At 48.5% G+C, this 12,726-nt stretch carries 12 protein-coding genes; 2 read left to right on the top strand and 10 right to left on the bottom strand.

All coding sequences use genetic code 11. From position 1 onward, the window contains the following. Nucleotides 1-19 precede the first annotated feature (19 nt). From QYF49_RS02445 to QYF49_RS02400, 10 genes are all read right to left on the bottom strand, one after another. Nucleotides 20-1,045, bottom strand: coding sequence for a C-terminal binding protein (locus QYF49_RS02445; protein ID WP_290398041.1), 1,026 nt, complete (start codon nucleotides 1,043-1,045; stop codon nucleotides 20-22). Between the two features lie 19 nt (nucleotides 1,046-1,064). Continuing rightward, nucleotides 1,065-2,339 carry a TRAP transporter large permease subunit gene (locus QYF49_RS02440; protein WP_290398040.1) on the bottom strand — a complete coding sequence of 425 codons (1,275 nt, stop codon included), beginning with the start codon at nucleotides 2,337-2,339 and terminating at the stop codon, nucleotides 1,065-1,067. Then, a complete protein-coding gene (locus QYF49_RS02435; protein ID WP_290398039.1) occupies nucleotides 2,336-2,890 on the bottom strand; it encodes a TRAP transporter small permease in 555 nt (184 codons plus the stop codon). Before QYF49_RS02435 ends, QYF49_RS02440 begins: the two co-directional genes overlap by 4 nt. 25 nt (nucleotides 2,891-2,915) lie before the next feature. Continuing rightward, a complete protein-coding gene (locus QYF49_RS02430; RefSeq protein WP_290398038.1) occupies nucleotides 2,916-3,941 on the bottom strand; it encodes a TRAP transporter substrate-binding protein in 1,026 nt (341 codons plus the stop codon). 736 nt (nucleotides 3,942-4,677) lie between these two features. Next, nucleotides 4,678-5,616, bottom strand: a complete 939-nt coding sequence (gene larC / locus QYF49_RS02425; protein ID WP_290398037.1) for a nickel pincer cofactor biosynthesis protein LarC — start codon at nucleotides 5,614-5,616, stop codon at nucleotides 4,678-4,680. After that, entirely contained in the window at nucleotides 5,597-6,292 is a 696-nt protein-coding gene (larB, locus tag QYF49_RS02420; RefSeq protein WP_290398036.1) for a nickel pincer cofactor biosynthesis protein LarB, read from the bottom strand. Before larB ends, larC begins: the two co-directional genes overlap by 20 nt. A gap of 14 nt (nucleotides 6,293-6,306) precedes the next feature. Beyond that, on the bottom strand, nucleotides 6,307-7,146 hold the full coding sequence (gene larE, locus QYF49_RS02415; RefSeq protein ID WP_425589535.1) for an ATP-dependent sacrificial sulfur transferase LarE: 840 nt from the start codon (nucleotides 7,144-7,146) through the stop codon (nucleotides 6,307-6,309). After that, complete coding sequence (gene larA, locus QYF49_RS02410; RefSeq protein WP_290398034.1) at nucleotides 7,109-8,395, bottom strand: nickel-dependent lactate racemase; 1,287 nt, start codon at nucleotides 8,393-8,395, stop codon at nucleotides 7,109-7,111. The genes larE and larA overlap by 38 nt, the downstream gene beginning before the upstream one ends. A gap of 28 nt (nucleotides 8,396-8,423) precedes the next feature. Beyond that, on the bottom strand, nucleotides 8,424-9,554 hold the full coding sequence (locus tag QYF49_RS02405) for a 2-keto-3-deoxygluconate permease (protein ID WP_290398033.1): 1,131 nt from the start codon (nucleotides 9,552-9,554) through the stop codon (nucleotides 8,424-8,426). Then, nucleotides 9,551-10,705 (bottom strand): glycerate kinase, encoded by a 1,155-nt coding sequence (locus QYF49_RS02400; RefSeq protein WP_290399020.1) that lies wholly within the window; start codon nucleotides 10,703-10,705, stop codon nucleotides 9,551-9,553. Before QYF49_RS02400 ends, QYF49_RS02405 begins: the two co-directional genes overlap by 4 nt. 146 nt (nucleotides 10,706-10,851) lie before the next feature. Between QYF49_RS02400 and QYF49_RS02395 the strand changes: the two genes are divergently transcribed. Both QYF49_RS02395 and QYF49_RS02390 read left to right on the top strand, forming a co-directional pair. Next, a complete protein-coding gene (locus tag QYF49_RS02395) occupies nucleotides 10,852-11,958 on the top strand; it encodes a CdaR family transcriptional regulator (RefSeq protein ID WP_290398032.1) in 1,107 nt (368 codons plus the stop codon). A gap of 227 nt (nucleotides 11,959-12,185) precedes the next feature. After that, nucleotides 12,186-12,647 carry a universal stress protein gene (locus QYF49_RS02390; protein ID WP_290398031.1) on the top strand — a complete coding sequence of 154 codons (462 nt, stop codon included), beginning with the start codon at nucleotides 12,186-12,188 and terminating at the stop codon, nucleotides 12,645-12,647. Nucleotides 12,648-12,726 lie beyond the last annotated feature (79 nt).

Raw genomic sequence — 12,726 nt, 5'->3', positions numbered from 1 at the left:
CCCCCTTGAATTGAAATGGCTAACTCATCACATAACGGCTTTCCGGCTGACTGGACTTAAGGTGTGATTGCTCTTTCACTTGAACGTTGACGAGATACTTCGGATATTCCTTGCACATCAGCACATCGACGGCTCCCAGCGCCGCTTTCGTCCTCATCTCTTTTGCTGCCTCCTCGGAATACCACGCGACATGCGGTGTTAAAATGACGTTTTCCATGGAGAGGAACGGGTGGCCGGCAGAGATGGGTTCTTCTTCGATCACGTCCAGAGCCGCACCTCCGATTTTTCCTGATTCCAATGCATCGATTAAGGCTTGTTCATCCACGACCGGCCCCCTGGAAGTGTTGATGAGAAGAGCGGTGTCTTTCATCACGGAAAACAGTGAGGCATTGATCATCCCTCTCGTTCCATCCATTAACGGAGCGTGTACGGAAATGACGTCTGATATACGGCATAGCTCCTCAAGGCTGACGAGTTCGACCCCTTTTTTCAGCGCATCTTCTTTTGAAAAATACGGATCAAAAGCCACCACTTTAAACCCGAGAGGCTTGGCCTTCTCAGCAAGGCTTTGCGGAATCTTGCCAAAGCCTACAAGCCCGAGCACCTGGCCGCGAAGACGGTGGATCGGCTGGGTGACTTTAAAATCCCACAGACCCTTCTTCACGTTTTGGTTAGCGGCCACGACTTTTCGTTTGGCAGAAAGCAGAAGAGCCAGCGCATGGTCCGCCACTTCGTCCATACAATAATCCGGGACATTGGCGACACAGATTCCCTTTGCAGTCGCAGCATCCAGATCAATCGTGTTTACACCGACACCGTAACGCGTGATCACTTTGCACTTTTCCAGCTTCTCTATGACCTGCTTGCTGATGGGAGCGTACTGATTCACCAGTGCGTCCGCATCCCGGCACGCCTCGATGACCTCTTCTTCTGTCCGGCATTGTGCCGCAACCAGTTCAATTTCGGGATAGAGATGAAAAACGGCTTCTTCATACCGCAGATCATCATATTCCCAGTCTGTGACTACCACTTTAAACTTGCTCATAACTTTCACTCCTTATTAATCAGGTAAACCATCCAAGCGGAACCATAACGAGGGACGGGAATAAGATCAGCAGGACCAGCACGATCACTTCCACCAGAAGAAACGGCCATATCCCTTTCATGATGTCCTCCATACTGATCTTGCTGATTCCGCAAACAACGTTCAATACTGTACCCACCGGAGGAGTCAGGAGGCCGATCGCATTATTAATAATAAACAGAACCCCGAAATAAACAGGGTCAATCCCCGCCTGCTGGATAACAGGCATTAAAACAGGGGTAAGGATAAGAATCGTCGGGGTCATGTCCATCGCTGTCCCAATCAGAATGACTAGCAGGTTGATCATTAATAGGATGAGCAGCGGATGGTCCATGAGCGGCTCGAGCAGCCCGATGACTTGAGCAGGCAGATTAGCTACCGTGATCAGCCACGAGGATACGAGCGCTGCGGCAACAAGAAACATAACGACACTTGTCATTTTTGCCGACCGCACCAAGATGCCGTATAGCTCTGAAATTTTCAGTTCACGGTAGATGACCAGTCCGACGAACAGAGCATATACGGCCGCAACAACCGCTGCTTCAGTCGGTGTAAAAATACCGCCGCGCAGGCCGCCGATAATAATGACCGGCAATAGAAGCGCCCAAAACCCTTTTCTCACCGAGATCAGGATTTCTTTCATCGATTTACGGGGCTGAACTTTGACCTTATCCTTGTGTGCGACAATGGCCCATGTCACACAAAGCCCAACTGCCAGCAACATTCCTGGCACAATTCCAGCCATGAAAAGCTTGGTGATGGATACTCCGCTCGTTACTCCAAATATGATAAAACCAATACTTGGCGGGATGATCGGTGCAATGATCCCCCCCGAGGCAATGAGTCCGCTCGAACGGTTAACATCGTAGCCGCTCTTCACCATCATCGGGATCAGGATTGCTCCCAATGCAGCGGTATCAGCAACAGCAGAACCTGACAGACTGGCAAATAAAACGCTTGCAATAATAGCCACATAACCGAGGCCGCCTCTGATATGTCCGACCACCGACATGGCCATCTGGACGATGCGCTGAGAAAGGCCGCCGGCGTTCATGGCTTCACCTGCCAGCATAAAGAAAGGAATGGCCATCAGGGGAAAGTTGTCAGCTCCGTTAATTAAGTTTTGAGCGATGATCTGGCTGTCGAAGATGCCAAGAAAGAACATAAGTGCAACACCGCTTAAAAGCAGCGCAAACGCTATAGGCATTCCAAGTGCCATCGTACCGAGCAGTGAACCAATAAACACTCCAATCATGCTTGTTTCTCCTCCTTCCCAAGTTCATTTTCCTGAAAATCTATCAATTCTTCTGAATCGCTGATCAGGATGAGATCTTTTTCCTCCAGCTTGTTGGATAGCACTTTGTATAGATTGTTGATAAGGATCAGCCCCATCGCCACACTGACCAGAATTCCGGTCCCATAAACAAAGGAAAGAGGCAGGCCAGTAGCAGGCGCTTTGCTGTCCATGTTGATCATGGTCATTTTCCAGCTGCCTTCAAGAACAAGGAAGAGAACAAACAGCATGAGCAGATCACTGATTACGAGTACTACTTTCTTTGCTCTCTTGGGCAACCGCCTGACCAGCATGTCTACCCCCAGGTGCTCCTTGCTTTTAAAGGCACCGATCGCACCGAGGAATGTGAGCCATATGAACAAATACCGCGACATTTCCTCCGACCATGTAATCCCTGAGTTAAAAAGGTAGCGCAATACAACGTTTCCAAATACAAGAATGACCATCATCCCCAATGCTGCGGCCATAAATATATTCAGCAGTCGTTCTAAGTACTTTGAGACCTTTTCCATCTTTTTCCCTCCTTTCATCCCGATCTTATTGTTCAGCTTTTATCCTTTTAACGAGATCCTCGGCCCAGTCATATTGCTTGTAGAATTCGTCGTACATCGGCTGTGCCGCATCTTCCATTTTCTTTTCGAACGCTGCATCAGGTGTTGTAAATTTCACGTTTTTGCCTGACAAGAATTTTTTATCAGCATCATAACTTTTTTCCATCAGGCCAAATTCATAGTCAGCAGCGGATTTGGATGCTTTTTCAATGACTTTTTGCTGTTTTTTGGACAGTCCATTGAAAAATTTGCTGTTAATGATGTAGATGTTCGGACTAAACATATGCTTGGATTCCAGTACATTGCTCTGAACCTCATACCAGCCGGACGCCCGTAAAGTAGCCACAGGGTTATCCTGGCCATCCACCACCTTTTGTTCGAGAGCAGAAAACACTTCAGAAATCGGCATCGGCGTCACATTCATCCCCAGCAGCTTCCCTAGCTTGATATAGTTAGGGATATTTGGCATCCTCATCCGAAGCCCTTTAAGATCGTTCATGTCCTGAAGGGCTTTGTTGCTCGAAAACATCCTGAACCCATTTGCGCTCCATGCCAGGGGCTTTACTCCATGCTTCTTTTCCATGTCTTCTGTTAGCTCCTTGCCGATCGGCCCGTTCAGCACCTTCTTCACATGTTCATAGTCCTTAAAAAGAAACGGCCACTCCGGCACCGCCATTTTTTCAATATCGGCCTGCATGATCAGCCCCGGTATCCCCATTTCAATCGTGCCGTTTCGCACCCCGTCGTAAAATTCCTTTTCCGCCCCGAGCGTGCTGTTATCGTAGATCTGAACCTTCAGCGTACCGCCCGATTCCTTTTCCACCATCGGCTTGAACTTCTCCCTGAGTGCTACGTTCTGTGGATGATCTTTAGCAAAGTAGTTGGCGATTTTGATCGTCTTTGTCTTTTCTCCTGAGGAGGAAGATGAAGACTGGCTTCCACAGCCTGATAACAAAAGAGATGATAATAATGCCGCGACCATCATAACCCCTAAACCTTTCTTCAATTTCATGGAGCTCACCCATCCTTTTTTGTTTTTTTGAAAGCGGTAACATCTCTGCGCAAAAAAATTTGTTTTTTACTTCTTGAGGTGATTTTGTTCTATATTATAAAACCAAGTTTTCGTTATTCTCCGAAGAAAAGGCATTGCTCCCTCAATAGAATGTGCGTTGGACGTTCTTCTCTGGGTGCAATGCCTTGGTTGTTTTATAATATAAAACTCAGTTCTGTGTTTTCATTTTCTGTGATAATCATAGTACATCGTGTCAAAGTGTGTCAATTTGTTTTTTTGCTTTTCTGAAAACTAGAGATAATGTACTATTTTTATTTTAAAAGTAAGAACGGAAGGAATCCGTTGCAGAGTCGATGAGAAAGATCGTTTCTAAATAAGAGCTTCATAGAGTACCGAAAAAGGGTCCTCAGACGGCTGAGGTTCCTTTTTGTGAGGTGTTTTTGGGATGGAGTCGTCAAACTGAACGTTAATTGGGCGGAAAATGAAATGATTGAGCCAAACCCGGGAATGATTGAGCCAAATCCAGCCATAATTGATCCGATCTGAATATTCTCACTTATGCCCTGCAGCGTTACTTGCGGTTCGTCATGACTTACTCACGGAAAGTCAGAGTTTACTCACCGTTTTCGATCATTTACTCACGGAATTGCCTACTTTACTCCCCGTTTTCCACCATTTACTCACAGAACACATCATTTTCATAAAACGGCGTCCATCAGCGAAATCAGGTAAACTATCATTCAAATAAAATAGCACGAAGGACATTCGGATGCTCAAAATCTTTCTGGCCGGCGCCGTAGCCGATCCTGTCGATGGCGCGCGCTGGCATGTATCCATAATCATCCGCTAAAGCTTTTAGGAAGCCAGCCCCGGTTGGCGTCGTTAATTCACCTCTTACATGAAAATCTTCAAGAGGAACTCCTCTCAGGATTTCCGCAGTTGCTGGAGCCGGAATCGGATAGAGTCCGTGAGCCATCTTGACTTTCCCATGGCCTGTCGGCACCGGTGAGGCTGTAATTCTATCAATCTCCAGACTTTCAAGAGCCAGGCAGACGCCAATAATATCAATGATGGAGTCCATCGCCCCGACTTCATGGAAATGGACCTCTTTTGGATCCATCCCGTGAATTTTACCTTCTGCCTCAGCGATCACTTCAAAGACCCTTTGACTCCTGTCTTTTACCCTAGCAGGCAGATCGCTCGTTCGAATCATCTCTAAAATTGTGGATGCTTTGCGATGTTCGTGGTGGTGATGATGGGTATGTAAATGGTCATGCGAATGTTCATGGCTGTGCGAAGAATGCTCATGGTCATGCGAATGCCCATCGCTGTCCGAATGCCCGTGGCTGTGCGAAGAATGGTCTTGGCTGTGCGAATGCCCTTGATGAGAGTGGGCATGATGGTGGGAATGGCCTTCTTCTTCATGGTCATGGTGATGTCCTGCATCTGCATTTACACCTGCCACCACCAATTCAGCCGCGCTGAACTGAAGATCCAGCAGATTGGAGGAGATTCCTCTTTTATCGACCCGTTTCACCGATATAGAAAACGGATCGATCGGCAATTCTTTTAAATGCTCCGTAATATAAGCAAGGTCTGCTCCTAAATCAATGAGCGCAGACAAGGTCATGTCGCCCGATATCCCATACTGGCAATCAAGATAGAGCTGTTTCATGCTGGACCCCCTCTGTGGCAAGTTTAAGAATCAGCGCCGCTTGGTAGGCGGCCCCGAATCCGTTATCAATATTTACGACGCTCATGCCTGAAGCACAGGAAGTGAGCATGGCGAGAAGCGGCGTCAATCCTTGCAGATGTGCCCCGTAGCCGACAGAAGTCGGAACCGCAATGACGGGCCGCTGAACCATGCCTCCTACGACACTCGGCAATGCCCCTTCCATTCCGGCCACGACGATAAGCACACTGGCCTTTGTGATTTCCTCACGGTAGGCAAGCAAACGGTCGATGCCTGCGACACCCACATCATACAGACGGTTTACATTACAGCCCATCCAATCCGCCGTAACTGCCGCCTCTTCGGCAACAGGAAGATCTGATGTGCCTGCACATAGCACCATTACATCACCGCCGTATTTATCCCTTGGTGAACCGTATAGAAGAATCCGTGAAACCGCATGATAATGTGCATCCGGATAAGCTTTCGTTAACACAGCTGCCTTTTCTTCTGATAGCCTCGTAACCATCACCTTGCCATGGGTTTCAATCAGCGTCGCCATGATCTGCTCGATTTGTCCCGCTGTCTTCCCTTCTCCGTAAATGACCTCGGGATAGCCTGTACGCGTCTCGCGATCCAGATCTACTTTACTGAAGCCCAAGTCTTCAAACTTTTTCATCCGATCCGCCCCTCTCACGTTGTTTTTGCTTCGGCAAGGACCTTGTTCATGCTTCCGCTCTTATAGCCGGTAAGGTCCATCGTCACGTACATATAGCCAAATTCCTGCAGCCTGGAGGTGATTTCCTCATGATGATGAAGAAGCTTTGGCATCTCTTGGGGCTCCACTTCAATCCGGGCCATATCCCCGTGAGTGCGCACCCGTACCTGGCGGATGCCAAGTGCGCGGATGGCCTGTTCTGAACGGTCAATCTTCCGCAGCTTTTCAATGGTGATCTCTTCGCCATACGCAATCCGTGAAGAGAGGCACGCGAAAGAAGGCTTATCCCACGTAGGCAGACCCATGGCTTGAGAAAGCTCCCGGATTTCACTCTTATACAGATCCGCTTCCTGAATCGGACCCCGTACGTTATATTCCCTCGCTGCTTTTGTGCCGGGCCGGTGTTCTCCCATATCATCGGCAATAAGGCCAAACACCATGTTTTCATAGCCGTGCTCCTGCATGATCGGTATGAGATGCTCAAACAAGCTCTTTTTACAAAAATAACAGCGGTTGGACGTATTTTCGGAGTAGCCTGGAATGCTCAGTTCTGATGTTTCAATGATCTGGTGCCTGGCACCGAGAAGGGATGCTAGCCGTTTCGCCTCCTCCAGCTCTTCAAAAGGGTAGGTCTCGCTATCAGCGGTCACCGCCAGCACGTTGTCCCTGCCAAGCGTATCAAGGGCCACCTTCAGCAGGAAGGTACTGTCGACCCCGCCTGAAAAAGCAACAACAACCGTCTTCATCTCACGTAAAATCTCTTCCAGTCTCTCAAACTTAGCGTGCAGCAATGTGACCCCTCCGTTCTTCGACATAAGGAATGGTAAGGGGCCCTAGCGGCAATACTGCAATCGTCATGCCCGGTCCGTACTTTTCTTTCAGCGCCTCAAGAGTCCCCTCGATATCATGAGTGGGCTCAAGAATGGCTCCTCTCACCTGTTCATCTGTGAGTGTTGAATATACATAAACATCCGCCCATACCTGGGTCACCGCCTGTTTTTGCACCTGCCATTGATCGAACATCTTAAACTCCGGATCATTGATCAGATCAAGCAGAGCTTGAGGTGTTTGGGCAAACTGAAAGATCTTTGAGTAGTTACCGTGATCCGGCAGCCCGTCTGAACACTCAGAAGCAATAATGATCGTTCCCCCTTCTTTTACGATCTTATGGGCGGCGCTCATCCCCTTGACGGCCTGATACAGATTTTGGTCAAGCGGATAACCCGAATTTGAGGTAATGACGACGTCAAACCGTTCTTCGCACTGAATCATGGCATGCTCTTTCACAAACGCGCAGCCTTTGTCATGGGCTTCATACAATTCACCGGCAAACACATTCGTGATCTCTTTTTCCCGGTTCAAGGTCACGTTCAGCATGAAATGAGGTTTGCACATTTGATTGATCTCGCGGGTCATCTCCTGAACGGGATTATCCACCATATTCCCCCAGGTGGAACGCGGATCTCCTATCATTCTCGCATTATGGAACGTCATGATGGTCTCAATTCCGGCAATGCCTGGCATGATTCCCTTAGGGCCGCCGGAAAAGCCGGCAAAAAAGTGTGGTTCAATAAATCCGGTAACGATGCGGAAGTCAGCCTCCACATACTCCTTGTTCAAACACACATCACAGCCGAACCGGCTTCTTCCCAAATTCACAAGGGATTCGTTATCATGGCATTGGTTATTGATGATCCTGACATTGTCCACGACCCATTCGCCGAGCATCTGAACGAACTCTTCCCTCGTCTGGTCCCTGTGGGTGCCCGTTCCGTTAATGATGACAAAATTCCGAAGCGGCACGTGATCCAGTTCCTTGATCAACAGCGGAACAAGCTTGTCGTTCGGTGTAGGTCTTGTAATGTCACTGATGACAATCGCCACCCGATCCGTCGGTTTGACCATTTCTTTCAGCGGCGGCGTGCCGATTGGTTTCCGCAATGATTCCAGCAGAGCCTGTTCATCATCTTCAAGCCCAGCTAGGTTGTTTGGCTCCACAATAAAAGCGGATTCAGGCAAACGGAGCTTCAGTCCTTCTTTTCCATATAACAAGGTCGTTTCCATTTACGCTCTCTCCTTCTAAATAAGCTGATCAGGTTGTGGTCGGGGGAACACGTTCCTTCTGGATGGAGCTGCTTTCCAATTCAAACTTCTCCAGCCGGCCATTGATTCCTTTTCTTCTTTGATACTTGTCCATTAAAATGACAGCGATCGGACATAAAATAGCGGTCGTCAACGTGGCGATGGAGATCTGTGCCGTAGCTATGTTGACAATTTCCTTGTAGGACTGTGCTTCTGCTGCACTCATCATTCCAGATCCCGCTGCAACGGAGGCTGCCGCGGCGATGGCAGCGGGCGTGCCGGCGGCGTTCCCGGCGGTGGAAGCTTCAGAAACCGGTGCGATATAGCTGTTTTCCCTGAATAATTTAAACACGAGAATGCCTGTGAATCCTGTAAGAACCGTAGTTAAGACCCCGATCGTAAGGCCCGCTGTAACGACCGAAGGATTAAAGAAACTAGCCAGGTTCATACCGGCTCCGAGAGCAAAGGCAAAGAACGGAACAGGCAGGATCTCTCCCGCTTTAAGAAAGTCGCGAATATCTTCGTCCAAATTTCCGAGAATCATCCCGATCGCGATCGGCAAGAGAACGGCAATGAAAGCGATGATCGGAAAGCTGGATCCCAGAAGTCCCAATGACATTAACGTAAAAAACGGGCCATCGTTCAAGGAGAGAACTGCTACTGCCCCAACGTCGGACCGATTTCCATACTGGCCTGTCAGCGCGGCATACATTCCGCCGTTTCCGTTCGTCATCGCAGCAATAATGGCCATTGTGGACAACCCGAAGAGACCGTCCATCGGGTTAAAAAAGCAGCCAAACAGAAGACCGATAACGAGGCCCGTCAAATATTTGGAAACAACGAGGAGCACTCCCTTTTTCAGAGCCGCTCCTCCAACCCGTAAATTCATCTGGCTTCCTGCACAAAAAAGGAACAGAGCGATCAGTACGAGTGCACTGTCTTTAAACAGTTCCTGCGAGAAGCCGCCGATTCTCAAAAACTCGTAATAGCCTTCCGGTGTTTTTGCTACACCAAGTGACTCTAAAAATTTCATCACAGGAGGAAGGTGAAGCTGATCGATCGTATTAAGCAGCGCACCGAACAATAACGGCACGACCATGAGACCGCCGGGCACTCTTTCAATCGTTTGTTTAAGCTTCATCGTCTAGACCCTCGCTTTCCGTTTGGCTGAATAAACGTTCTTACGAGCTGCTCTGCACTATACTCCAGCAATTGAGGCGCACGCTTCATGGCCTCCCCGAGTGTTAATGGCTGCTGAATCATACTTGTGATACTGATGACTCCGTATTGATAGAGAACTTCTGTACCCTCTCCGACGGATCCGGCAAGGATAAGGGTTGGAACATTACTCTCTTTGGCCAGCTGCGCTACCCCCATCGGTGTTTTTCCTGAAGCTGTCTGGTAATCGACCCTTCCTTCACCCGTGATGACCAAGTCGGCTCCGTCCAAAGCCTGCGGCAGCCCGGCATACTCGGTGACAACATCCACTCCCCGCTTCATCTGTGCCGGAAAGAACGCTTGAAACGCACCCCCGATGCCCCCTGCGGCTCCCGCACCAGGCATATCGTGAAGCCTGACTCCTGTCGCTTGCTCCACCAGGTCCGCCCAGTGGACAAGGTTATCATCGAGAATTTTCACCATCTCTTCTGTTGCCCCTTTTTGCGGGCCGAATACGGCTGATGCGCCTTCCTTGCCGACGAGCGGATTTTGCACGTCTGAGGCGATGAGAAAAGAGCATTCTTTGACCCGCTGATCGAAGCCGGAAAGATCTATTTTTTTTATTTTATGGAGCTCACCGCCACCGAATGGAATGCTGCTGCCGTTCTCATCCAGGAGCTTTAAACCTAATGCCTGCAGCATTCCCGCTCCGCCGTCATTTGTAGCAGAGCCTCCTATGGCCAACACAAAGGAACGAAACCCGTCATCCAGTGCCTGTTTCATTAATTGTCCTGTACCGTATGTCGTCGCTGTCAGCGGATTAAGGTGTTCAGGAGAAACAAGACAGAGGCCTGAGGCAGAAGCCATCTCGATGACACATGTCTTCTCATCTCCTAAAATGCCGTATTCAGCATTCAGATCATTGTGAAGCGGACCCGTTACCCGTACTGTTTTTTTCCTTCCTCCCGTTGCTGAAACCAATGTGTCCAGCGTTCCTTCACCACCGTCGGCCGCCGGAACAAGGATCGTTTGGATGGAAGGGTCGGCATTCCTGACCCCCCGTTCAATAGCTTCTGCCGCCTCCACCGCTGATACGCTTCCTTTATAGGAATCGGGAGCGATCACAATCTTCATCATTAAACCTCCTCCTTCGAAAACGCTTTCAGTTTGCATTTTTTTATATTATACTTATCTGAATATTAGAAATCTATGGTCGAAACAACCAGAAACACAGGTTTAAAATTTGATTCTTTTGTATGATTCAACCAAAGGAGGCTGTTATGCTCACAACGGAAATTGCCGAGATGATCGTCAAGGAAACGTCTGCCCGTTTAAACCGAAACGTCAATATTATGAGCAGCAAAGGAATTATCATTGCTTCCTGCGACCCGTCCCGCCTTTATCACATGCACGAAGGGGCACTTGAGGTGTTGCAGACCAAACAGCCTTTCACAATACCGACGGATCATGAGGGAAAATGGAAAGGAGCACAATCCGGCATTAACCTCCCTATTATTTTTGATGAAAAAATTGTCGGTGTGATCGGAATTACTGGAGATCCTGAGGAAATGAGGGATTTTGGGGGACTTGTTAAAATGACAACCGAACTTCTGATCAAACAGGCCTACATGGCTACACAGGCAGAGTGGCAGCAGCGCACGAAAGAAATGATCATCGAAAACCTTCTTAAAGAAGATCCTGCTATGGAACATATCGAGCGCCGGCTTAACCTTCTTCACATTAAACTTGCTCCTCCCTATCATACCCTGGTCATTCAGCTGGAGGACCGTTCTCTTTCCGATACGATCATTCTTCAACAACTTGAAAAAGCAGCCGGTGCAGCCGGCTGCCTGATCGGCTTTGTGAACACCAACCGATTATGCATCGCCTTATCCGGTATGAAAGATGAAATCGTCCACAAGAGAATAGAAGCAATTTATCAAGTGCTGAAATTTCTTAAACTGACCTTCCGCCTGGCCTTCAGTACCCTTTATGCGGATCTTCAAATGTTTCACCGCTCCTATGAAGATTGCTCTCTTGCGCTTGAAATCAGCAATAGCAATCAGGAAGTGGTCTCTTTTGCCGAACTTGAAGCAAAAGCTCTTATTTATCAGACAGAAACGGCAGCAGGAACAAGGCTCCTCCAGCGCGTGCTCCACCGGTCGCTGCGCCCTTTTATCGAAACTCTTCAGGTGTTTTTTGAACATCACCTTAACATGCAGAAAACGGCAGACTGCCTCCATATTCACCGAAATACATTGATTTACAGGCTCAATAAAATTAAAGAACAAACTGGTTATGACCCCAGGAGTTTTAGGGATGCCCTAACGCTGCAAATGGCGATATGGCTCTTGGAAAAAAAGGAAAAGGGAGCTCATATTTCATAAAAAGGAGGATGGCACAAAGTTTGAATCATCCTCTCTTTCAAGAAATCGATGTCATGCTGAAGCAGCCGCATAAAGAGTCACCTTGAACCTTAAGGCAGGGGTTTAAAACCTGCCGGATTAGGTAATGGAAAAGTATAAACATTTCTTTTACCGCCAAGCCATTGGATAAAAACATACACGAATGCTTCTCACTGCTATTTTCACTAGAAAAAAGGAGGAGAACGATCATGAAGTATGAAAAAATTCTTGTGGCGCTCGATGGATCGGAAGGAAGCCAGCAGGCACTGGAACATGGAATCGAGCTGGCAAAGAACCTGGGTGTTGAATTGACTCTCGCCCACGTATTGAACGAGACGCCTTATCCGCTATATGGAGAAGGATATTCGATGGCAGCCTATCAGGATTCGATCGAACAGGAAGTCAGACAGGCCGCCACCATGGAGAAAAGCCATGGAGAGGAGCTGTTGGCAAAAGCGAGAGACGCTGTTCCAGAGACATTTATCAGTGTGAAAACCAAACTGCTCGAAGGTGAAGCCGCACGCTCCATCTGCAGCTATGCCACCACCCATGACATGGACCTGATTATTATGGGCAGCCGCGGTCTCAGCGGTTTCAAGCGTTTGGTTCTCGGCAGTGTCAGCCAAAGAGTACTGTCCGAAGCCAGCTGCCCGGTATTGGTAACGAAATAGGACAAAAAAGCTTGCCGGCTAGACTGACCTAGCGATTTGAGACAGGGCAATGGTGCCAGGCACCTGGGTTTCGCATCGT

Origin of the sequence: Fictibacillus terranigra, from assembly GCF_030412265.1 — a bacterium.
GTDB lineage: Bacteria > Bacillota > Bacilli > Bacillales > Fictibacillaceae > Fictibacillus_C > Fictibacillus_C terrinigri.
The sequence above is the reverse complement of the archived record's forward strand: the minus strand, read 5'-3'. Positions and strand labels throughout refer to the sequence as shown.